The sequence below is a fragment of the Paraflavitalea pollutisoli genome (genome assembly GCF_029360705.1).
Lineage (GTDB): Bacteria > Bacteroidota > Bacteroidia > Chitinophagales > Chitinophagaceae > Paraflavitalea > Paraflavitalea pollutisoli.
Window position 1 is genome coordinate 200057 of record NZ_JARKMX010000008.1, and the last position, 22848, is coordinate 222904.

A 22848-nucleotide genomic window follows, 5' to 3' on the forward strand; every position below is an offset into this window, starting at 1 on the left:
GAAACCATGCGACGCACCTTGTTGCCCCTCTTAACGGTGGCGGCCCTGGCAGGCTATGCCCAGGTCCCGGAGTCTCCGCAGGCGCTACCGTCGCCCAATGCATTTGCCTTTATGCAGGTAAAGAAAATACCTGTGTCCTATCACACCGGGCTGCCCAATATCGAGGTACCCTTGCACCAGGTCAGCTATGGCGGACAGGCGATCAATCTATCGCTCACCTATAGCGCCTCGGGCTTTATGCCCGAACAACACGCTTCTACGGTGGGTACCAACTGGAGCCTGCACGCAGGCGGTATGGTCACCCGGAAAGTCAACAAGTTGGTAGATGAATATTCCCTGGCCTATAGAGACGTCGCCCATCCTGCCAACACCACTCCGGTGATGTATGACCTCGGCTGGCTCAAGCGATCCACCGCTACACCTTTTTCCTACAACCTCGATTTTTTGACGCAGGGTGCTTATCACTGGGTCGATGTGGCCTTTAATTCCAACGCCCCTCAATTCGCCAAATATCCCTGGCCCCTTCCCTATCGGGGCGATTTTCTGGGGGCGAGTTGTGTCAATACTTCGAGGTGGTTTCGCTTTCAACTGGTCAGCTTTGGATACGATACGCGCTATCAGGGTACCCTCGACGTAGAACGGGATGAATTCTCCTTCAGCATGTTTGGGTACAGTGGCAAGTTCTACTTCAACGACTCTTCCGATGTGGTGGTCGTTGCTGATAAGAAATTTAAAGTCACGCGTATCCCCGGTGAAATACCGCTTCCAGCTGGTCTTCTGCAACCCAACAGCGATCCCAATGCAGGCGCCACCTGTCCCCAATGGATGCTGGGCATGAGCCCCTATGATGCGCTGAACACTTATCCCAATACGATCGCCGGCTTTACGATCGAAGCGGAAGATGGCACCAAATTCTACTTTGGCAATCACCAACCGGGACAGGATGCTATAGAGTATTCGATCGGTGAGAACTACCGGCCCGGCCAGTCGGGCCATGGCTTGCAAAACTATGCGGAACACTGGATTGCCAATGGATGGCACCTGACGGCTGTTCGCTTTCGGGATGGCAGGGTGCTCTCCTACGACTACGAGCGTGGCGAATACAACCGGGTGATGTATCATAGTGAACAAGTCATTACGGTTGTTCAGCACAGCTCTTCCCCTACCTGCGGTAATGCCACCAGTATTCCGGGCGCTGCCGGTCAGCTCACCAATGCCAAGATCATCAGTCCCGTATACCTGAAGCATATCTATGGCGATATGATCGAGGCCGACTTCTCTTATTCCAACACCAATGAGTCGAACGTGCTCACCCAAAACGCCGTCCAAAACTTCCAATGGAAGAAACTGGACACCGTCTCTATCAAAGATTACCATGGCAACACGTTCAAATGGGTGCTGACCTATGATCCGCTGTCCAGCTGGTCGCAGCGGTTATTCTTGGGCCGGGTAGAGAAATTCGATCCGGTCGGCGTTACCACTGGGGAGCGATACGGGCTGCAGTATAATAACAGCCTCGCCTTGCCCAATTACAACGAAGGCAAAAATGATCACTGGGGCTATTGGAACAATGTGGCATCGGGTTCTATCGTTGGCCTCACCAATGCACAGCTGGGCACGTTACGCGCGCCCTCGCTGCCCCATACCGCCGCCGGCATGTTGAACGCCATTACTTATCCTACAGGTACTAAAAGGCGTTTTACCTACGAGCTGAACACTTGCAGGAAGGTCGTAAAAGCAGAGCGCATGCTGGGCGTGGATTCGTTGCCGGCCAACGTCCTCACCGGCGGCCTGCGCATCGCCGCCATTCAAACGGTAGACACCGTTACGGGTGTCTCCAACACGATGAAGTATTATTATGTCAATAGCTACGATCCCTCGCTGTCGCCGGCACAAAATGCGGCCCTGCCGTCGAGCGGGGTCAGAAACGTGTACGATTATATTTACCACTGGAGCGGTGTGATCGGTAATTTTTATGAGGCGCTGTACCCTACCTGTCTGCGCGACCTGGAGTTCTCCATCAGCAGCCAGCAGCCGCTCTATACCACCCTCGATGCCTACCATATTGGCTACAGCACGGTCGTGGAGGTGCGGCAGGACTCTGCCTATACCGTTCGCCGGTATACCAACCATGATAACGGTCACCCCGATGACAGCCTGGTGCAAAGCATCAATGCGTTTCCCTCCCCCTATCGTCAATTCTCCTCCCGCGCCCTGGAAAGGGGCAAGGAGTATTTTGAAGGGCTCTATACGAAAACCGGTAAGCTGGTCAAAAGCACCGAGACGGAATACGCCATCGTACCCGCCCAAGCTGGAGCTGGGCTGAAAACCTATATGGATAACTGGTCGGCCAATATCTTCGATATATCCAACGGGAATGGCCAGGTGACTGCCTGGGTCGGCAGACCGGGAACCTATGTATTCAGCGACCGCTTTAAAACCTATACCTATGCCTACCTGCCGATCAAAACCACCACTTACCAGTACCAGGACAATGCGAATACTTACCTGACGTCGGTGCAGGAAACCGAATACGGTAACCCGGCGCACTGGCAACCCACACTGGTTCGGCAGTACCACAGCAACGGTAAGATCGCGGAACAGGTCACCAAATATCCGCTGGACTATCCGGCCACGTTTGTCACCGACCGCTTTACCAACACCTATTGGCTCAATGTGCCGGTCGAAAAGATCAACCTCCTCAAAGACTCCGCTACGGCCCCCGCCAGGGTGACCAGCGCTGAGCTGAATGAAATGGCGCTCTTCCCACACTTCACGGCTGGTCCGGCAGTGCCCATGAACGTTTGGCAGCTGCAGCTGGCCTCTCCTATCTTATTATCGTCCATGACCACCACGGTGCCGGTGACCTATGACTATACCGGTACTACCTGGAAAACTGCCTGGACCAAGGACCCTCGTTACAAGCTGGTCAGGTTCAATAGCCGTTGGGATTCTGTCTATAATAAGCTGGAGGAGCGATCAGCCGACGGACAACGTACCCGCACCTTCATGGGCTACCGCGGTCTGTTGCCGCTAGGCGTTAGTACCACCGGTGCCCTTGATTACTGGCATGCTTCGGTCACCAGCTTTGAGACGATGACCTTCCGCACCCCGTTTGATTACGCTACGGTGCAAACGGTTCCGGATGGTGCCGACTTTATGTACCTGGGTACCCGTGATACGACAGTTGCGTATACCGGCAAGTCCTCTTTTTCCGGCAGACTCCTTATGCGGGAACGTCCTTTCCTGGCAGCCCATATCTACATCGCCATCAAAAACGGTGGCAATATGCCCTTCTTTGAACGGTACGACTGGACAACCGGTGTCTTCACACCCATCTCCCATGCTACGCCCGATACCATCAAGAAAACAAGCGACTGGACGGTGCTGCGCTATTCGATGGGCAATGGCAGCATACAGTTGTGCATCAACAGTAATGGCAACCTTATCGACGATGTGCGGATCACTTCCGTGTCCCCCAACCTGCGCTTCAATACGATTACTTATGTAAACGGCAGGCAGACGGAAGTGATGGATCGCTTCTACAACCGGGTGCGGTATGAATACGATGCGACCGGCCGGGTGATCCGCATCCGCGACGACAAAGGCAATATCACCGAGCAAAAAGAGTACAAGTTTCGAACCCCGGTATTCTAATCAATAAAACAATCCACCATGCGACAACATCGCTTTATTATATCATGGACGCTACTTGTGGGCACCGTGGAGGGAGTAGCCCAGCAGGCATTGCCCACACCCTACGCATCGGGCAGTCAGGTCAACTCCATCAGGACCTGGCAGGTGAAGGCGCCCATCACCAATCCTGCGCTGGTCAATGCTGCAGGATTGCGGGAAGTAAAAATGACCACCGTCTATTATGATGGACTGGGCCGCGATATCCAAACTGTTACTAAAAAAGGCTCTCTGCCCACCGGTGATACCGCGCGCGACCTGGTGGCCACCAAAGTATACGATCCCGAAGGAAGGCTTTCCGTGGACTATTTGCCCTTTTCGGCTAACCCTACCGGATCAAACACCTCTGTCAGTGATGGTGGGTTCAAACGCAATCCGTTTGCCCAGCAAACCACCTATTACAATGGCAGACTGGCTGGTCAGGCCGGTGAAACGAATGTAGGTTCTTCTTCCCTGACATGGGCCTATAACCAAACGGTTTTCGATGGCAGTCCGCTGGACAGGAAAACAACGGTATTGCCAGCCGGCGCCTCCTGGGTCGGTAGCCAGCGGGGCGTGAGCACCTACTACTGGGTCAATACGGCCAACGACCGGGTAAGGCGATGGACCGTCACGGATGTGCCCGGAGACTGGGGAATGTATGCGTCACCGGGCATTTATCCTGTCGGCAGCTTGTATAAAAATGTGGATACCGATGAAGAAGGTAGACAGGAGGTAACGTTCACGGATAAAGCAGGGCGTGTTGTCCTGGTAAAAAGGCAGGGTACGGCGCCTGCCGATGACGGCAGCGGTGCCGATTCTATCGTGGCTGCCCAATCCTGGTTAAGTACCTACTATGTATATGATGATATCGGCAACCTGCGGTTGATTATCCAGCCGAAGGCCTGCGAATACCTACGCCCCCATTGGCAGCCAGACAGTAATTTCATCTACAACCTGTGTTTCCGGTACGAGTATAACGGGCGCAAGCAGCTGATCCGGTCCAAAAGGCCGGGCATGGAAGAAGTGCGTTATGTATATGATCAACGTGGTCGGCTGGTGCTGATGCAGGATGGCAACTGCAGAAAACAGTCGGTCAACAAATGGCTGTACACCACCTATGATTCGTTGAACCGCGTAACGGCTACCGGGGCATTCACCAGTGCCACTGCCTGGGCCACGATGCTTACCGATGCAGCATCCAGCAACAACTACCCCACGCTTTCGCCGGGCAGCTATGAGGAATATACAGTTAAACGCTATGACCGGTACGAGAACCTGCCTGCAGGGTTCACGGCGCAGCTGGACGCTACTTCGCTGAATGCTTCCACCATCGTTACCAGTTATGGCACAGGTCCCGAGTATGCCGAGCCGATCCAGCAGGCGGTGACAGTAGACGGGCGGCTAGCCTGGGAAGGTGAAAAGATACTGGGTACCTCGCAATGGTTGTATAGCATTTACTATTATGATGAAAAAGGACGGGCGATACAGCAGCGTGCCCTCAATGCTTCTGGTGCCATCTCTACGCTGACGACCCAGTATAACTTTGCCGGTCAGGTGATCCGTACGGTGCGGATACACCAAAAAGGCGGCACGAACCCGGCGAGTGTTAGGGTCTGCACCAAAACAACCTACGACGACCTGGGGCGCGAAACCTACTACGGACAAAAGACCAACCCTGCCGACCCGTATAAAACGCAGGCCACGTTTGCCTATGACCACCTCGGGAAACTGACAACCAAAACGGTGGGTACGCATCCGGTTTCGGGGCTGCCGATGGAATCGCAGGATTTCACCTACAACGTGCGCGGGTGGCTATTGGGAATCAACGAACCCTTTGCCCGGGATAGTACCGATGCCAGCCGCTGGTTTGGAGAGCAACTCGCCTATGACAAGGATGGTGGTGCCGTGCACGGCGATGCCAATGCAATGACGCAAAAACGTTACGACGGCGGCATCGGCCGGGTGTTGTGGAAAACAACCGGCGATCAAAAGATCAGGAAGTATGACCTGGCCTATGATCCCTTCAACCAGCTCACGGCTGCTGTGTTTACCCAGTTTCGGGGGGCGCAATTTGTGCCGGACGAGATCAATTTCTCGATGGGAGCCGACTACAACGCCAATGGGAATTTAACGATGCTCACGCATATTGGCTGGGCAGGCGGAGGTATTAAGGTCGTCGACGGACTCAACTACCAGTATGACCTGGGCGATAAACTGCTATCAGTCGCAGACGGCTACAATGACACCACTACCCTATTGGGCGATTTTCACTATTCGTCTTCCCTCGTCAGCGGCGTGAAATGGGGCAATTATATCGATTATACCTACGATCCCAATGGCAATGTGACCAAGGATCGCAACAAGGACATCGATACCATATTGTATAACCACCTCAACCTGCCCACCCAGGTCAAGGTACGCGGTAAAGGCATAGTGTATTTCAACTATGGGGCAGGCGGTGCGCGTTTGGAAAAGATCGTTGTCGACTCCACGCAGAGTCCGGTGCTTACCACCACCACTAAATACATCGACAACTTTGTATACCATACTTCGCAACATAGCGCCGCGCAGCCGCAAGACTATGTAGACAAGCTGCAATATTTCCTGAGCACCGAAGGGCGTACGCGGTATATAGGTGCAGGCATCTTTAAAGATGATTATATGATCAAGGATCACCTGGGCAATGTGCGTATGGTGCTTTCTGATGAGCTGGGGGTAGACAATTATCCCGTCTTGAGTTTTGAAGGCGCGGCTGGCAGTGCGCAGGTAACCGATCAGAATAATTATTGGGAGAATAAAACCGGTGCCTCCATCAACGTTATTGCGGTGAGGACTGCCAGGCCGGGTAACTTCGGAGATACCAGTGCCAACGGTCACCAGGTGATGTCCATTACCAGGGCAGCCGGAGCGGTGGGAGCGGCCAAACTGCTGCAGGTGCAGAGTAAAGATTTTGTGCATGTAAAAGTGGAGGCTTACTATACGGCGATCAATGCCAACAATAGCTCGGCCAATGGGCTATCTACCTTGCTCACCAACCTGGGGGCTGCACTGGCTGGCAGTAGCCATTTTGCGGATTTCCTGAAGCCGGCAGCAGCCGACCTCGCATCGAATTTAACGGGCAATACGGCGCTGGCCGGCCTGCTCAATACGGCGGCAACGAGCAGTGGCGGCAATGTGGCGCCCAAAGCGTACCTGAACGTCATCTTCTTCGACCGTCAAATGAAGGTCGATGTGGCGGCCAGCCGGGTGTTTCCGATACCGTATAGCCCCAATGCGAAATCGGTCATCGATAAGCGGTTGGCCAATGCTATACAGGCGCGGCAAAACGGTTGGGTATATGTTTATTTTTCCAACGAGTCGAATGAGGTCGTTTTCTTCGATAACTTCACCTTGTCGCACGAACATTCTCCGTTGCTGGAAGAAACCCACTATTATCCTTTCGGTTTGCCGATCGCCCCGCTCAGTTCACGATCAGTCGGCAAGCTTCCCAATAAATATGCGTTTAACGGTAAAGAACTCCAATCGGAGGAGTTTGGTGCTGGCACGGGGCTGCATTGGCACGACTTCGGCACCCGCCTATATGACCACCAGACGGGCCGATGGCTGAGCCCCGATCCCCATGCAGAGCGGTACGATTGGATCTCTCCTTATTCCTTTGGCTTCAACAACCCGCTACAGGTGAGCGACCCCACGGGCCGGGACGGCGTGGTGACCGGCTCTGGTACCAGCGATAAAGATCCGTATGTGATCCATGCCAACTATTACATGTATGGGATGACGGACGAGCAGGCCGCTGCCTTCGTAAAAGGGATAGAGGCTTACAACAATGCGGGTGTGATGAAGCTGGAGGTAGACGGACAAACCGTATTCGTAAAGTTTGACCTCGGCTATGGTCGCTTTGAAACCCAGGCCGAGGCGAAGGAGGCCCAGGGGAATGATGTCATCAAACAAGGTACTAAACAACACACCTTCGGTAATACCGTCACGGTGGGTGATGTTCCTGCGAAGCCGGGCGAAGATGCCTATGGCTCATCCGATAACAGAGATATCAAGCTGGATGAAAATAAGATGCAGGCGGCCGTGAATCAGTACAAGGGTGTTACGATGGATGATTTGCGAACGGGCACGGCGATCCATGAAATTGGGCATAACCTGGGTGGGGTGCATGGTGATCCTGGCAGTATCATGGACAATGCGGCTATCAATTCGATTCCAGATGGCAGTACGGGGGTGAACCTTGAGAAAACTTTCAAGGCGCATGGCTCCGCGGTAGATGTTGGCGGCGTTCGTGCCATTGCGGGCAGGATACATACGCCTCGCAGGAGTATTGAATCGCGGTATATTTCGGCCAGGGAACGTAAGAAACTAGCTGAAGATACGCGAACCGGTCATGTTCAAACCGTGACAGCAGCGGAATACAAAGAATACATCGATTCCAAAAACAACTAACTATGCGCTGCATCATCTTTATCCTCTGTCTGCTGCCGTTCCATCTCATGGCGCAAAAGGGTATCCGGTTTGTCGATACGGTAACCATATCCGGCTATTATTACATGTTTGCCTGGGTAGAACCCTACCGGGTGAAGAATTGGACAGGGCCAATGGCAGGGGATGATTTCTTCGTTTCCGATAGCACACTGGCCGGACGAAGCTTGGATGAATACATGGATACAGTCTATGACTGGGGGCTGGACAAAGAGAAATTTCTCTCCCAGCCGCCTGATGAGACGTTTCTGCCCTTTGAAGGCGCCGATTCAGCAACAATGGCCTGGCGGCCCAAGATGATCACGATTAAGTCTTTCATTTTGGGCACCAAAGCGCCTCGGTTTGGTAAGCATAAGCGGCGTGCCTGGGTAACGCGGGTAACGGTGCAATGGGTTAAGCTCGATATGGATGCTGCCACTGCCCTGGATGGGTTCGATCGGCCGGTTTCGATCGATGCCTATGCCGTTACACAAAAGGGGCGCATGAATGTATACCTGCCCGTCAAGCTGCTATCGATTGAAAGGCATGTGAAATGGTGGCGAAAGAGCGCCGGCCGATCGGGTAAGCGATAAGATCGTTGCTAAACGGTACAGAGTCTTATAGGGAGGTGGCCTGCGGGCCGCCTTCCCTTGTTTGTTTTAAAAGTTCGGTCAATTGCTTTGTGTCGTTTTAGGGTGCTAACGGGTAGTGTCAGGGTGAGTTGTTTTTAGTAAAAGCAAAGCAGATTTTATAGTGTTGTCAAGTAGTTGTTTTGTTTCGAATATACGTTTTAGTAACAGGCAACATTGACTCATTGCTATACAAGCTTTCGTTAGGGTCAATTGCACCTGCCGCTTTCTAGTGGCGTTAATTTTAAGTATGAGGGTGCCTCAAATTTATTTGGGGTGCCCTCTTTGCGTTTATACAAATGCGGCTCAGGTAGAAATATTCCGTGGGAGTCGATAAAGCGGCGGTTTCGGAATGGCTGCTCAATACGCCGTCTCCATACCCACATAACGCAGAAATTCTTCTTTTACTGCCGGGTTGCCAAATTTCCCGCCATAAAAAGAAGTAACCGTAGCCGAGTGGGTATCACGGATGCCGCGCGAGGCCACACACAAATGTTTGGCGTCGATCACTACCGCTACATTTTCCGTGTCGAGCGCCAGTTGCAAGGCCTTGCCAATCTGCATGGTCAGCCGCTCCTGCACCTGCGGGCGTCGCGCATAATAATCCACCAGCCGGTTGAGCTTCGACAAACCGACCACTTTGCCCGACGAGATATAACCAACATGTGCCTTGCCATAGATCGGCACAAAATGGTGCTCACAATGACTATATACCGTAATATCTTTCTCCACCAGCAGCTGGTCATACCGGTATTTGTTGTCAAACAAGGTCATGGCCGGCTCCTGCTGCGGATTGAGCCCCCGGAAGATCTCCTCCACATACATCTTTGCTACCCGTTGCGGCGTTCCCCGCAAGCTGTCATCCGTGAGGTCCAGCCCCAGCGTTTCCATGATCTGCTGAAACAAGCCCGCTATTTTCTGCGTCTTCTCCGCATTGCTCATAGTAAAAGCATCCGGCCGCAAAGGCGTATCGATGCCGCCTGCGATATGTTCGTCACCCATTTCCGTCACCAGGTCCTCCACCCGATAGCCGTTCCGTACACAAATACCGTTCACTGTTTTCCCGTTTACCATGCCCCTATATTTTAAATAAGGAGATAAAGGTAGCCTTTTTCTGTTCAACTTTTACGTAAATTTGTTGAACAAAATCATTCCACCTTGCTGCATACTCTGCAAACACGTCAATTGATCCATAGCGACCTCGATACGGTCTGGACATTCATGAGCGATCCCCGCAACCTCGCCCGGATCACGCCATCGTCGCTGGGTTTTCATATTTTAAGCGCCGATGCCGGAACACCCATGTTTGCCGGACAGATCATCGAATATTATGTACGACCCGTACTCGGTATCCGGTGGCATTGGGTAACCGAGATCACCCACGTACAGGACAAACAGTTCTTTGTCGATGAACAGCGCTTTGGCCCGTACGCCTTCTGGCACCACAAGCATTTGCTGCAACCCACCACTGAGGGTGTGCTGATGACTGATACCGTGCATTACAAATTACCGCTTGGCCCCCTGGGCCGATTGGCCAATAGTTTCTTTGTGGCCAGGCAACTGAAACAGATCTTTGATCACCGGTACCAGCAACTCGACAACCTGTTCACCCCCACTACACGGGCATGAGAAAGGTGCGGCTCATACTCGGTGACCAACTCAATTACCGGCACAGTTGGTACAACGCAGTGGACCCTCATACCACGTACCTGATCATGGAAATGAAACAGGAAACCGGGTACGTGTGGCACCACGCGCAGAAACTCATCGGCTTTTTTGCAGCTATGTACAACTTCGCCGCCTGGCTGCAACGGAAAGGTCACCACGTCATGCATTGGACGATCAACGATCCCCGCAACACGCAACACCTCACGCAAAACATAGCCCAGGCCATGCACCTATGCCAGGCTTCCCGGTTCGAATACCAACTACCCGATGAATACAGGCTCGATCAGCAACTGCAGCAATGGTGCAGCGCGGAGGGCATTGACCACCAGGTATACGACACCGAACACTTCCTGACCACCCGCGACCAGCTCGCCAACTTCTTCGGGAAACGCACCCCCCTGATGGAAAGCTTCTACCGGGATATGCGTCGCCGGCATGGCATACTCATGGCGGGCGATCAGCCGGAAGCAGGCCGCTGGAATTTTGATGCCGACAACCGCAGCGCCTGGAAGGAACAGGCACCCGTACCGCCAGCCCTGCTGCAGCACCACGACTATAGCAGCATCTGGCAGGAAATTGAACGCGCCGGTATTGAACATATCGGTGATCCCCAAGCCGGTAATTTTCCCTGGCCCACCAGCAGGCGTCAATCGCTGGCCGCGCTGGAATATTTTATTCAATACCTGTTGCCCGCCTTTGGTCAATACCAGGACGCCATGCACACGCGGCAACGCAATTTGTTTCACAGCCGGCTTTCCTTTGCGCTCAACACCAAAATGTTGTCGCCCCTGGAAGTAATAGAAAAGGCGGAGCAGGCTTACCGCAAAGGTCATGTGCCGACAGCAGCTGTGGAAGGATTTATCCGGCAAATACTCGGCTGGCGCGAATACATGCGTGGTCTCTACTGGGCGCACATGCCCGGCTTCAGCCAGCTGAATTTCTTTCAACATAGCCGTCCGCTGCCCCGTTGGTACTGGACCGGAAAAACCCGCATGAACTGCCTGCGCTATTGCATCACGCAAAGCCTCGACGATGCCTATGCCCATCACATCCAGCGCCTCATGATCACCGGCAATTTTGCCTTGCTGGCCGGTACCGATCCCGCTGCCGTAGATGCGTGGTACCTCGGCATCTACATCGACGCCATCGAATGGGTAGAGATCACCAATACCCGCGGCATGAGCCAGTTTGCCGATGGTGGTATTACCGGTACCAAACCCTATGTGTCATCGGCCGCCTATATACACCGTATGAGCAATTATTGCCAGGATTGCTATTACAAACACAACGTGAAAACAGGTAAACAGGCCTGTCCCTTCAATAGCCTCTACTGGGATTTCTTCGATCGGCACCGGCCTTTGCTGGAGAACAATCCGCGCATCGGCATGGTATACAAAACCTGGGACAAGATGCAGCCGACAGCCAAAGCTGCCTTGTTGCAGCAGGCAGCCATCTACCTGGAGCAGGTAGAGCAATTGTAAAACCCTGGCTAAACAGATGATTGGCCAATCCTGCACACCAGGAAAGCCGGCCAACTCAGCCATCAGAAACTTGTTATCAAACGAAATATACCGGTATGAAAAAATGGTCGAAGATACTCGTTAGCCTGGCCCTGCCGCTCACCATTGGGGGCGTGGCGGGGGCGGTTACCGCCCAAAACGTACGCACCTGGTATCCGCAACTCAATAAGCCCTGGTTTACGCCACCCAATGCCCTGTTTGCTCCGGTGTGGACCCTCCTGTATTTAACGATGGGCATCTCCCTGTACCTGGTATGGCAGCAACCTCCTTCCACGGCACGGAAAAAGGCCCTCACCGCTTTTGCGGTACAATTGTTCTTTAATTTTTGGTGGAGCATACTCTTCTTTCAGTTTCACCAGGTGGGGTGGGCGCTGATCGACATTGTATTGTTATGGATGGGTATCGTGTGGATGATTGCGCGATTTTATAAAGTATCCCGGCTGGCAGCCAACCTGCAATGGCCGTACCTTGCCTGGGTGAGCTTTGCAACGGCGCTGAACGCCGGTGTATGGTACCTGAACTAGGTGCCTGCGCGGACCCGGCAGTAGAGCGACCCCTACTCTTTTTTCAGCGAGCTGAACACCAGGTTTTGCAGAAACTGTACCACGCCTGCATCATCCTTATCCTTGGCAAAATCGGTCAGCGATGGCAGGTTCTTTTTGAAGAAGAACTGGTAGTGCGCCATCTCGAGCAAGGTGCTCGACAAAGAACGGGGGTATTTATAGGCGGCATTGTATTCGTGGAAGATGGCGGCGATGCGTGCGCACAGGTCTTTATAGGGTTTGAAGAACTGGTCTTTGTTGTCCTGCATCACATGCCGGGTGAGGTACGACTTACTGCTCTCGGTAATGGCCACCTGGTACAATTGATTCCGGTCGATGTGGCTGAAGGTAAATTGGTCCGCGAGTTGAAAGGAAAGGAGCCTGATCACCACCAGTATCTTCTCCTTTGGCGACCGTACATTGTTGGTATGGTATACCAACTGGTATTCCATCCAGGTCCACAACCAGGAGATGAGATAGGTAAGCAGCTTGTGTTTATTCTCGAAATAACGGTAGATGCTGGCCTCTGTAGTGCCAATCTCTGCCGCCAGCTTCCTGAACGTGAAATCTTCGAACCCGATCTGGTGGATCATGCCGATACTGTGCTGAATGATGTTGCGGCCGAGCGGAGATTGCTCCGGGTCGCGCAGGTACAGCTTGGGATTCATTTTTATCTGCAACTGAAACTCCATACAGCAAAAGTCGGCAATCCCGCCGAAGTAAAGCCCGCAGGCGGGATTTTTTTACAATCTTTTATGATAGTAATACTATCATTATAATAAGTGATGTATTTATATTTGCGGCAACAATCAAGAAGGTCAATCAACAGCAAATGGCAGAAAAATCGGTTTCCCTGGTACAATCCGTGTTGAAACTCAACAGGATCCTGATGCTCGAACGGAAAGACTTCGCGGCGGCCTGCGTCTTCGCCCTGCTGGCCGGCCTGGTGCAGCTGTCGCTTCCCCTGGGCATTCAATCGATCATCAGCTTTGTGCTGGCGGGCAGCATTTCCACCTCCATCATCGTATTGATCGGCCTGGTCGTATTCGGTGTCTTTCTCAACGGTTTGCTGCAGGTAAGGCAGTTGCAGATCATCGAGAAAGTAAAGCAGAAATTGTTTGTACGGTATTCCCTGGAATACAGCGACCGCCTGCCTAACCTGAATATCGAAAAACTCGACCACGCCTATCTCCCCGAAATGGTGAACCGCTATTTCGATAGCGTTTCGCTCCAGAAAGGCATCGACAAACTGATGATCGAATTGCCCGCAGCGGTGATACAGGTGGTACTGGGCTTGCTGCTGCTGTCTTTCTACCATCCGGTTTTCATCGCCTTCGGATTGATCCTCATCACCATCGTATTCACCATCATCCGTTTCACCTCCACGCAGGGCCTGCAAACGGCTTACCGGGCCAGCAATTACAAGTACGCCGTGGCAGCCTGGCTGCAGGAGATCGCCCGCTCGATCAAATCTTTCAAGTATACGAAAGGCACTTCGCTGCACATGAACAAAACAGACCACCTCGTCGGCGATTACCTCAGCTCCCGCACCAGCTATTTCGGTATCCTGCTGACGCAGTTCTGGAGCCTGATCAGTTTCAAGATCCTCATCACGGCCGCCATGCTCATCATTGGCGCCTACCTGCTCGTTGATCAGCAGATCAATGTGGGTCAGTTCATCGCTGCCGACATCGTCATCCTGGCCATCATCGCTTCCATTGAAAAACTCATCATCAACCTCGATACGGTGTATGATTCCATTATCTCCGTAGAAAAACTCAGCGAGATCACCGAAGCAGAGACGGAGCAAAGCGGCCAGTTGGAATTACCCGCCAAAAACGAAGGGCTATCCATCGAATTCGATAACGTGACTTTTGCGTATGGCAACAACAAGCCCGTATTGAAGAACATCAGCTTTTTCATCGAGGCGGGAAAAATGGTGCAGATCAAGGGGGTATCCGGGTCGGGCAAATCGACCGTACTGCGGCTGCTCACGGGCGCCTTCCGGAACTACACCGGTAATGTGCTGCTGGACCAGGCGCCCGTGGGCAACTACCGGATAGCCAACCTGCGCAAAAACACCGGCATATTGCTGGGCAGCCAGGATATCTTTCAGGGCACCCTGCTGCAGAACCTGACCATGGGCAACGACAAGATCGATCTGCAGCAGGTAACCGAACTCTGCGATATTACCGGCCTTACCCGTTTTATTAAAACCTTACCGCTCGGCTACGATACCCAGCTATTACCGGTAGGCAATAAACTCGCCGACAATGTCCGCAAGAATATCCTGCTCATCCGCGCCGTACTGGCCGAGCACCGGTTGATGTTGCTGGAAGATCCGTTTGCTCACCTGCCGCCGGAGAATAAATCCAGGATGATCGAATACATCCGCCAAAATACAGCTTCGACTATATTGATCGCCTCGCACGACGACTCCGTGTCGCCGTACTGCGATCAGGTCATTGAACTGAGCCCGGAGGGGGAAATACTGACCATAAAAAGCAAATCCTAACATGAACAGGTATCTACAGTCCGACATCAATACCATCGCGGCAGATAGCCAGCTCCGTTCGTTCTCGAACATCTACCTGTTTTACCGGAAGAACCGGACCCGAAAATGGCTTTGGGGCCTGCTCCTACTGCTGCTGGCCATCGTATTTCTGCCGTGGACGCAAAACATCCGCGCCCGGGGCACCGTTACCACCCTGCGCCAGGAGCAACGCCCGCAGCAGGTGAACACCCTCATCTCCGGCAGCATCGTGAAATGGCATGTTAAAGAAGGCGATATGGTAAAGGCCGGTGATACCCTCCTGCAGTTGGGAGAAGTGAAGGTGGAATATTTCGATCCGCAATTGCTGAAAAGAACACAGGAGCAGATCGCCGCCAAACAACAAACCATGGAAAGCTACCGCAGCAAAGCGGCCACCACCACGGTGCAATCGCAGGCGCTGCAACAGGGCCGGGAACTCAAACTGCAGTCGCTCGGGAACAAGATCGCCCAGCAGGCATTAAAGATCAAAACCGAAGAAGCCGACCTGGCCGCAGCCGCCAACGAATTGGAGGCTTACAAGCGACAGATCGAGGCGGCCCGCATCATGCTCGATAGCGGCGCTATTTCGCTGACCGAATTCGAAAAAAGAAAGATCAATTACCAGAACGGACTGGCCAAATGGAACAGCGCCGGCAACAAGTTGGAACAGAGCCGGCAGGAGTTGACCAACCTGCACATCGAGCAGCGAGCCACCTTGCAGGAGTATGCCGATAAGATCGCCAAAGTGAGTGGCGACCGGTTCTCCTCGTTGTCGGATGCGGCGACTACCGAAGCGGAACTGCTGAAGTTGCAGAACCAACTGGCCAATTACGATGCCCGCAGTAAACTGTACTTCATCCTGGCGCCCCAGAGCGGACAGATCACCAAGGCCAGGAAAGCCGGGATTGGCGAGTTCCTGAAAGAAGGCGACATGATCGTGGAGATCGTACCTGATCAGATACAATATGCGATAGAACTGTTTGTGAAACCGATGGACCTGCCCCTGGTCAACAAAGGCCAAAAAGTAAGGTTTGTGTTCGACGGTTTCCCGGCGATCGTATTCAGTGGATGGCCCGGTGGCAGCTATGGCACTTTTGGCGGTAAGGTGATCGCGGTGGAGAATTCCGTCAGCGCCAACGGCAATTTCCGGGTGCTGGTGGTGGAAGACAGTACCGACCGCCAGTGGCCTGCCCTATTGCGGGTGGGAGGTGGCGCCGAAGGCATCATGTTGCTGAAAGACGTGCCGGTGTATTACGAGTTATGGAGAAACATCAATGGATTTCCGCCGGAATACTACCAGCCAGGAGCCACCGCCGGCAAAGAAAAACCGTTGACTAAATAGCTATAGGTTGCATATGATAAAGGCCATGACAAAAGCAGTGACCCTATTGTACTTGCTGGTACCCGGCAGCCTGGGTGCTGTTGCCGCACAAGACCGGCAGGTGCTCACGGAAGCGGAGCTGGTGCAGCAGGTACAGCAATTTCATCCGGTGGTGAAACAGGCCGACCTGCTCACGCAAAAGGCAGCGGCCGATCTGCTCACGGCCCGGGGTGCCTTCGATCCGGTCATCGAAGCCGGAACGAGCGCTAAAACGCTGGATGGCGTCAACTACTACCAGTACACCAATCCCGGCATCAAAATACCTACGGGCACAGCCGTGAATTTAAAAGCAGGATACGAAAAAACGGATGGCGTATACATCAATCCCGAACGCACCAAAGGGGTGGCCAGCTACCTGGGGCTGGAATTGTCGTTGCTGAATGGCTTACTGACCGATAAAAAAAGAACGGCGCTGCGGCAGGCCAATATCTACCGGCAACAGAACGCCCAGGAACGGCGGATCATGATCAACGACCTCCTGTTCGAGGCGCGCACTGCTTATTGGGAGTGGGCAGGCTCGTGGTACCTCTATCAGCTGTATACGCAATACATCGACGTAGCAGCCAAGAGAACCCGCCTCATCGCCCTTTCCTTTCGGAACGGCGACCGTGCCATGGCGGATACCATGGAAGCCTGGGCGCAATTGCAAAACGTACAACTGATGCAGGCCGATGCGCTCGCTACCCTGAATAAACGACGCCTGGAACTGTCGGGCTACCTGTGGACGGCTGATGAAGCGCCGTATCTTTTACCAGACCAGTATGTACCAGACACAATGGCCCTGGCCGCCTTGCAGGCCTTGCCCGATACCAATGTACTGCTGGCTCAAATTGAACAGCAGCACCCTGCCCTGCAGGCCGGCCGGTATAAGCTCGACATACTCGAAGCGGAACGCCGGCTAAAATGGCAAAACTTTTTGCCCGTCGTCAACCTCCAGGCCAACCTGCTCAGCAAAGACTATTACCAGTACAAAAACTTCTCGTGGCCCTACCTGGAGAACAATTACAAGATCGGGTTCGAGGTCAGGTTGCCCCTGCTATGGCGCCAGGAAAGAGGGGAATACCGGAATGTACTGATCAAGATACGTGACAATACACTGGCTCTGCAACAGAAACAGTGGGACCTGCAGAACAAAATAAGAAAGTATTATACCGAAACGGTGCAATTACAACAGCAACTGCGCTCCGCCCGCGAAATGGTGCGGACGTACAGCTTCCTGTTGCGCAATGAAGAATTGAAGTTTTCGCAGGGGGAAAGCTCCCTGTTCCTGATCAACGCGCGGGAAAACAAGATCCTGGAAACGCAGCAGAAGTTGGTAGAGCTGCAGGTAAAGTACCGCAAGGCAGCCTACGCCATCCCCTGGTCGGCCGGCTTGTTGGCAGCCCCCTGACGGAGACCATCCAGCAAGATCACCGCCGAACGCAAATTAGTAGGAAGGCCATGGGCGATATTACAAACTATGGCTATGTCTACCCAAGTCCCAAGTTCTTACTCATCTGCAGTGCATGAAACCTTTATTGCTTAGGTGCTCGGTTTTGATAAACAGCTTAACGAACTGTGTGTCGTTGAATCACCCTGCGTAGCCGCTCCTCATGTTCGTCGCCCCAAAGACCGATGGATTGGATGATGGGAATGAGCGATTTGCCGAAGTCGGTAAGACGGTATTCCACCTTGGGCGGCAACACCGGAAAGATGGTTTTAGTCACCAGTTCATGATCCTCCAGTTCCTTCAGTTGAACATTCAATACGCGTCTGGTTACATCCGGGATTTTCCGCTGCAGTTCGCTTGGCCGTAAGTTGCCAGTATGGATGAACCAAAGAATACGGATCTTCCACTTTCCGTACAATACTTCACCAACCAGGTCAAGTCCGCAATTGAGTGTCGGCGTAGTCTTCTTTACGTACATAACTACAAATATACGCCACCCCCGATTAGTGGTCGATAGGGATAAATTTGTCCGTATCTGATTCGTAAGTCCGTTATTGTTTGCTATCCGCGTACGGTCGAGATTTGCACTACAAACAAAAATATATGGATCAGCCATTCAACTACAACAACGAATTATCCGGAAAGATAGCTTTGGTAACGGGTGGCACCAAGGGTGCAGGAAGGGCCATCGCAGCACGCTTACAAGCTGCTGGTGCCACAGTCATCATTACCGCGCGGAGCCAACCCGAACAGGCAGCAGAAGGCCTGCATTTTATTCCTGCCGACCTGAGCAAGGCAGCAGATGCGCAAAAACTGATCAGCGAAGTGTTGACCACCTATGGCAGGCTGGATATCCTGGTCAACAACCTGGGTTCATCCACAACACCCGCCGGAGGTTTTGCGGCATTGAGTGAGGAAGATTGGCTATCCACCCTGCAAGCTAATTTACTGGCGCCTGTGCGGCTCGACCGGGGATTTTTACCGCAGATGATTGAACGGAAAGCCGGTGTCATTATACACATCGCTTCTATCCAGGGCAAATTGCCGCTGTACGACTCTACCCTGCCCTACGCAGCCTCCAAAGCAGGATTGATCAACTACAGTAAAAGCTTGTCCAATGAAGTTACGCCCAAAGGAGTCCGTGTGCTGACGGTGTCGCCGGGATGGATCAATACAGGCGCCTCGAAAGCCTGGTTGGGCGAGATTGCCAGAAATGCCAATAGTACGGTAGAAGAAGCGCAGCAAGGTGTGATGGATGCCTTGGGGGGTATACCTTATGGCAGGCCCGCAGAGCCGGAAGAAGTAGCTGAATTGGTGGGCTTTTTGGTATCACCGCGGGCCAGCTACCTGACAGGAACCAATTTCGTCATCGACGGTGGCACGGTACCCACCATCTGATCACCCATTAAAAATATACAGACATGAAATTGCCAAAAGTAGTAGAAGACCTGGTGCAGGCACAAAATGATTTCGACAACGTAGCGTTCGCAGCTTGTTTTGCAGAGACGGGCGAAATGTTGGATGAGGGTAAGCTCTACAAAGGGCGGGTAGCGATCGAGCACCTGATCGCTGAAACAAATGAGAAATACCGGTCGCAGATGAAGCCGCTCGACTACACCGAAAACGGAACAGCAAGCATTCTATCTGCAGAAGTGTCCGGAACATTTCCGGGGAGCCCGGCGGTACTGCAATTTCACTTCGATATCATCGATGGAGAAATTCAGTACTTGAAAGTGACCGGATAAAATTACCTGGAGCGTGACGGGAATGAGTCACGCTCTCTTCATACAAAAGCACGGCCTACCTTCTGAGATACCTGCTTCATGCACCGGTGCTTTACCCAATGCCCGGTGCTATTTATTGCTGGGTATGCATAGCCGCTTCTTCAATGAGTTTGGCTACTGCTACGGGGTGCGTTACGTACACTGAGTGGCTGGCGCGGGGGGCTTCACCGTTTTGCTCTTGGAACGCTTGGCATACAGGCGTTCGAGGTCGGGATTGATGATCCTGTCGGATTGGTCCACCATATACCAACTGGGTTTGGTTTTCCAGGCTGGGCGGGCAATGGAGATATGAAAAACGGCGTTGGCAGTGGGTACCTGGGCGTTGGCCATAAAGTTTGCCCGATCTGCATCCGGATCACCGGCAAAGTCTGCGGCAAAACGCTCGGGCTCGATGTAATCATATCCGTCGGGAGTATGTAGCAGCGATTTGTAGGCTGGTGGATAGCGTTTGCCGTTCCCGGCCTGTGTTTCACCCACATCCATGGCCTGGGCGGCGATGTACATGAGGCCGGATACTTTGGGATCGTTGCCGAGATCGGCAATGATCGATCCGCCGTAGCTGTGTGCCACGAGAATACAGGGGCCGGTTTGCTGGTCGAGCACGCGTTTCAAGGCTGCGACGTCGTTATCAAAAGCGTTGAGCGGATGCTGAGCTACCACCACGTTGTAGCCCTTCTTTTTCAGGGCCCAGTTTAATGGTTAACGCATGTGAATGGAAGCCCCGCTGTTTTTAAAGTGGGGATTTTGTTTAATTGGGATTCATAATAAACTTTTCATAAGCTGGACAGCCAGCCCTATTCGCAGCCTGCCATATTATGTCTAAAACAGGTTTAAGTAAAGTATAAAGGTCTTTGTAGCCAAGGTTGTAGTTGTTGATTATGACTGGTGGAAGGAGCATGTCTTCAACAAGAAATTTTCCCTCTATTATTTGAGTAGGTGGCGAAGTCAATTCCATGCCCTTAACATTCAGTAGGTTTATGTAAATTATGAACGGGGGTTCAATTTCCAGCTTTTTATATACATCTATCATATTTACCACTGTGTAAAGAATTGTTTTCACAATCTTCTCGCCATCTAAGAATTCTGTATCATGTGAATATCTATCTTGAAAATGACATTTAGAAGTGAAAACCTCAATTATGCCGTTACGAAAATATTGAATATAAGAGTTAACTAACTCTCTGCTGGAATTCGTGATGAAAGTTAATAGGCCGTCGAAATCGTACTCATATTCATCACTATAATTGTAATCTTCCTTAGTAATTGGATATATCTTCTGGTTAGTGTCGGATTCCAGCAGGACGCTTAAGTTATAAATATTATCCTCTGTGAAGCTATAAGGGATAAGGTGAAAGAACAAGTCACCTCTTACGATATTATTCCAATGGAAAGTATTCTCATTTATACCTTTAATTCTGAGTTGTCTAAATTCACTTGCTCTCTGTTTGGTGGATTGGTTTTGCATGAACAATTGATTTAGCTCGGAAGTATTAACCGCGTAATTGCTATGGTTATTTCTTTTGTGGAACCTGTTAAGGTCTCTGTATGTAATCATTACAGGAAGCCCCAAATTCTTAGCTACACCGATAATGAAAATTAAAGAATCGTCAATGAGAATGAACTGGACAGTGATATTGGTAATTTGCGGGTCTGAGTTTGATTTTATAGTTGCATATATTTTCCTTTCAAAAGCATCCTGGTTATCGATTGTTTGATTATGTATTTTTCCGGGATATCCAGTATTCTTCCCTTTGTCGTCTTTTGTTTCTTCAATGCCATAGATAATACAGCCTCCATCAGTGTTGTACATGGCTGTCACGTCGATAATAAAGTTCTGCTTTTTGTCGCTTTTATCATCACTTAAATCAAGCTCTCTTTTATAGTCAAGGGTTTTATTCTCACGTATTTCATTAGATATTAGAAGCTGGATATCTTCTTTTGTAATATCCTTAATATACTTTCCCTGTAGATACATTGTCTTTATTTTTTGACAAATTCATTAATTGATTATTTTAAAGTGATTTTTGCATTCTTCAAATGAAGGGAACTCTTCTCCGTCTGCCGCCTGCCAGATTATTTCAAAGTATGGATGAAGGATTTCAAAAATGTCTTTAACTTCTAGGTCTAACGAATTAAAGACTATGTTGGGGAGATTTATTTCATTGCGTGAGAATTTACCTGGACACGTTGAGTTTGGTCCAATTAACGTAAGTCCGTTTAGGTCACACAAACTAAGATATGCAATGTACGGTGGTTCAATTTTAAAGTGTTTAAAAATGGCTTGGCAACGATATATTGAAATAACCACAAATCTGATTAGAGTTGCAGAGTGAAAGTTCTTTGTATCAGGGTGTTCATTAGTTGAAAGACAGTTTGAAGTATAAATCTCGATTGCTCCATTTCTGAAGTATTGATGGTAATTTGTATACCCTTGTTTCGAGTGAGATTTGTAAGCAAGAAGGCCTTCTAAATTGTAGGACAATCCTCTTTTTTCATAATAATCTGCAGAGAGAAATGGAAATTTTATTTTCTCTAATTCCAGTGCTTGAAGTGATTTCAGGTTAAGCAATAATTCATTTTGAAAATTATAGGGTATTAAATGTAGAAACGTTGAGCCATTGACTAGGACATGGGGAATAATCTTAGTATCCCTGATGTCTTTTATTCTTTGCTGTCTAAACTGTTCTGACTTTTCTTTGAATAAAAGGCTTTGTTGAAACATTTGTGTTAATTCAAATGTGGTTGAAACATGGTTTCCTGATGAGTTTCGACGCGGAAAGTTATTTACTCCTCCATAGGTATTCATTGATGGGATGCTTTGCGTCTTGGGAATGCCGAGGATTATCACGTCTTTATCCTCAACTTTCAAATTGATAAATTCTATGACGCTTAAAACTGGGTCTGTGTAATCTCGAATAAGTGAATTGATTTGTTGAGAAAGTTTGTCGAAGTTTTCAATTTTTAGGCCATAAACCTCCTTGGGATAGGATGTGTTCTTACCCTTGACTTTCTCTTCTTCAATTCCGTATATAATACATCCACCTTCTGTGTTGTACATTGCTAGTACGTCATGTAGAAATTTCCCCTTTTTGTCATCTTTATCCGTACCAAGGTTTAATTCTCTTTTGTAGTCCAAAGATTTACTCTCTCGAACTTTGTTTTTTATCAAGTCAAGAATGTCTTGAGAAGTAACTTCTGATGCGTATTTGCCTTGTATGTACAT

General features: G+C 51.0%; 17 protein-coding genes. 11 read left to right on the top strand and 6 right to left on the bottom strand.

Features of this window, described 5'->3' with window-relative positions:
• Positions 1-6: 6 nt before the first annotated feature.
• Genes P2W70_RS15030 through P2W70_RS15040 form a run of 3 tightly spaced genes read left to right on the top strand, consistent with a single transcriptional unit; the run spans position 7 to position 8732 of the window.
• Complete coding sequence (locus P2W70_RS15030; RefSeq protein WP_276482304.1) at positions 7-3657, top strand: RHS repeat domain-containing protein; 3651 nt, start codon at positions 7-9, stop codon at positions 3655-3657.
• An 18-nt stretch (positions 3658-3675) separates the two neighbouring features.
• Entirely contained in the window at positions 3676-8124 is a 4449-nt protein-coding gene (locus P2W70_RS15035; protein ID WP_276482305.1) for a DUF6443 domain-containing protein, read from the top strand.
• A 2-nt stretch (positions 8125-8126) separates the two neighbouring features.
• Positions 8127-8732, top strand: coding sequence for a hypothetical protein (locus tag P2W70_RS15040; protein ID WP_276482306.1), 606 nt, complete (start codon positions 8127-8129; stop codon positions 8730-8732).
• Positions 8733-9128: 396 nt separating this feature from the next.
• Here the strand turns inward: P2W70_RS15040 and folE are convergent, their stop codons facing one another.
• Positions 9129-9842 (bottom strand): GTP cyclohydrolase I FolE, encoded by a 714-nt coding sequence (folE, locus tag P2W70_RS15045; protein WP_276482307.1) that lies wholly within the window; start codon positions 9840-9842, stop codon positions 9129-9131.
• An 84-nt stretch (positions 9843-9926) separates the two neighbouring features.
• Between folE and P2W70_RS15050 the strand changes: the two genes are divergently transcribed.
• The 3 genes from P2W70_RS15050 to P2W70_RS15060 all read left to right on the top strand — a co-directional run bounded on the left by P2W70_RS15050 (position 9927) and on the right by P2W70_RS15060 (position 12480).
• Positions 9927-10397 (top strand): SRPBCC family protein, encoded by a 471-nt coding sequence (locus P2W70_RS15050; RefSeq protein ID WP_276482308.1) that lies wholly within the window; start codon positions 9927-9929, stop codon positions 10395-10397.
• The gene (locus P2W70_RS15055; protein WP_276482309.1) at positions 10394-11917 is read left to right on the top strand and encodes a cryptochrome/photolyase family protein; all 1524 of its coding nucleotides are present in this window, start codon (positions 10394-10396) and stop codon (positions 11915-11917) included. Before P2W70_RS15050 ends, P2W70_RS15055 begins: the two co-directional genes overlap by 4 nt.
• Before the next feature lie 95 nt (positions 11918-12012).
• Positions 12013-12480, top strand: coding sequence for a TspO/MBR family protein (locus P2W70_RS15060; RefSeq protein ID WP_276482310.1), 468 nt, complete (start codon positions 12013-12015; stop codon positions 12478-12480).
• Positions 12481-12512: 32 nt separating this feature from the next.
• Here the strand turns inward: P2W70_RS15060 and P2W70_RS15065 are convergent, their stop codons facing one another.
• A complete protein-coding gene (locus tag P2W70_RS15065) occupies positions 12513-13190 on the bottom strand; it encodes a TetR/AcrR family transcriptional regulator (protein WP_276482311.1) in 678 nt (225 codons plus the stop codon).
• 140 nt (positions 13191-13330) lie between these two features.
• On the opposite strand from P2W70_RS15065, the gene P2W70_RS15070 reads away from it, so the two are divergent.
• The 3 genes from P2W70_RS15070 to P2W70_RS15080 are packed head-to-tail and all read left to right on the top strand — an operon-like array spanning position 13331 to position 17802.
• Entirely contained in the window at positions 13331-15013 is a 1683-nt protein-coding gene (locus P2W70_RS15070; protein WP_276482312.1) for a peptidase domain-containing ABC transporter, read from the top strand.
• Position 15014: 1 nt separating this feature from the next.
• Positions 15015-16373 (top strand): HlyD family secretion protein, encoded by a 1359-nt coding sequence (locus tag P2W70_RS15075; RefSeq protein WP_276482313.1) that lies wholly within the window; start codon positions 15015-15017, stop codon positions 16371-16373.
• A 25-nt stretch (positions 16374-16398) separates the two neighbouring features.
• Positions 16399-17802 carry a TolC family protein gene (locus P2W70_RS15080; RefSeq protein WP_276482314.1) on the top strand — a complete coding sequence of 468 codons (1404 nt, stop codon included), beginning with the start codon at positions 16399-16401 and terminating at the stop codon, positions 17800-17802.
• Between the two features lie 157 nt (positions 17803-17959).
• Here the strand turns inward: P2W70_RS15080 and P2W70_RS15085 are convergent, their stop codons facing one another.
• On the bottom strand, positions 17960-18319 hold the full coding sequence (locus P2W70_RS15085) for a winged helix-turn-helix transcriptional regulator (RefSeq protein ID WP_276482315.1): 360 nt from the start codon (positions 18317-18319) through the stop codon (positions 17960-17962).
• 125 nt (positions 18320-18444) lie between these two features.
• Here P2W70_RS15085 and P2W70_RS15090 point away from each other — a divergent pair, with 125 nt between their 5' ends.
• Both P2W70_RS15090 and P2W70_RS15095 read left to right on the top strand, forming a co-directional pair.
• Positions 18445-19239 (top strand): SDR family oxidoreductase, encoded by a 795-nt coding sequence (locus tag P2W70_RS15090; RefSeq protein ID WP_276482316.1) that lies wholly within the window; start codon positions 18445-18447, stop codon positions 19237-19239.
• Positions 19240-19262: 23 nt separating this feature from the next.
• Positions 19263-19586 carry a nuclear transport factor 2-like protein gene (locus P2W70_RS15095; RefSeq protein WP_276482317.1) on the top strand — a complete coding sequence of 108 codons (324 nt, stop codon included), beginning with the start codon at positions 19263-19265 and terminating at the stop codon, positions 19584-19586.
• Positions 19587-19757: 171 nt separating this feature from the next.
• Here P2W70_RS15095 and P2W70_RS15100 read toward each other — a convergent pair whose 3' ends face one another.
• The 3 genes from P2W70_RS15100 to P2W70_RS15110 all read right to left on the bottom strand — a co-directional run bounded on the left by P2W70_RS15100 (position 19758) and on the right by P2W70_RS15110 (position 22848).
• Positions 19758-20288, bottom strand: coding sequence for an alpha/beta hydrolase (locus P2W70_RS15100; RefSeq protein ID WP_276482318.1), 531 nt, complete (start codon positions 20286-20288; stop codon positions 19758-19760).
• An 85-nt stretch (positions 20289-20373) separates the two neighbouring features.
• The gene (locus P2W70_RS15105) at positions 20374-21600 is read right to left on the bottom strand and encodes an AlbA family DNA-binding domain-containing protein (RefSeq protein ID WP_276482319.1); all 1227 of its coding nucleotides are present in this window, start codon (positions 21598-21600) and stop codon (positions 20374-20376) included.
• A gap of 24 nt (positions 21601-21624) precedes the next feature.
• Positions 21625-22848, bottom strand: coding sequence for an AlbA family DNA-binding domain-containing protein (locus tag P2W70_RS15110; protein ID WP_276482320.1), 1224 nt, complete (start codon positions 22846-22848; stop codon positions 21625-21627).

Excerpts from the sequence above, each read along its gene's own strand:
- P2W70_RS15030 (WP_276482304.1), top strand. The coding sequence starts at position 7 with ATGCGACGCACCTTGTTGCCCCTCTTAACGGTGGCGGCCCTGGCAGGC.
- P2W70_RS15035 (WP_276482305.1), top strand. The coding sequence starts at position 3,676 with ATGCGACAACATCGCTTTATTATATCATGGACGCTACTTGTGGGCACC.
- P2W70_RS15040 (WP_276482306.1), top strand. The coding sequence starts at position 8,127 with ATGCGCTGCATCATCTTTATCCTCTGTCTGCTGCCGTTCCATCTCATG.
- folE (WP_276482307.1), bottom strand. The coding sequence starts at position 9,842 with ATGGTAAACGGGAAAACAGTGAACGGTATTTGTGTACGGAACGGCTAT.
- P2W70_RS15055 (WP_276482309.1), top strand. The coding sequence starts at position 10,394 with ATGAGAAAGGTGCGGCTCATACTCGGTGACCAACTCAATTACCGGCAC.
- P2W70_RS15060 (WP_276482310.1), top strand. The coding sequence starts at position 12,013 with ATGAAAAAATGGTCGAAGATACTCGTTAGCCTGGCCCTGCCGCTCACC.
- P2W70_RS15065 (WP_276482311.1), bottom strand. The coding sequence starts at position 13,190 with ATGGAGTTTCAGTTGCAGATAAAAATGAATCCCAAGCTGTACCTGCGC.
- P2W70_RS15070 (WP_276482312.1), top strand. The coding sequence starts at position 13,331 with ATGGCAGAAAAATCGGTTTCCCTGGTACAATCCGTGTTGAAACTCAAC.
- P2W70_RS15075 (WP_276482313.1), top strand. The coding sequence starts at position 15,015 with ATGAACAGGTATCTACAGTCCGACATCAATACCATCGCGGCAGATAGC.
- P2W70_RS15080 (WP_276482314.1), top strand. The coding sequence starts at position 16,399 with ATGACAAAAGCAGTGACCCTATTGTACTTGCTGGTACCCGGCAGCCTG.
- P2W70_RS15085 (WP_276482315.1), bottom strand. The coding sequence starts at position 18,319 with ATGTACGTAAAGAAGACTACGCCGACACTCAATTGCGGACTTGACCTG.
- P2W70_RS15090 (WP_276482316.1), top strand. The coding sequence starts at position 18,445 with ATGGATCAGCCATTCAACTACAACAACGAATTATCCGGAAAGATAGCT.
- P2W70_RS15095 (WP_276482317.1), top strand. The coding sequence starts at position 19,263 with ATGAAATTGCCAAAAGTAGTAGAAGACCTGGTGCAGGCACAAAATGAT.
- P2W70_RS15105 (WP_276482319.1), bottom strand. The coding sequence starts at position 21,600 with ATGTATCTACAGGGAAAGTATATTAAGGATATTACAAAAGAAGATATC.
- P2W70_RS15110 (WP_276482320.1), bottom strand. The coding sequence starts at position 22,848 with ATGTACATACAAGGCAAATACGCATCAGAAGTTACTTCTCAAGACATT.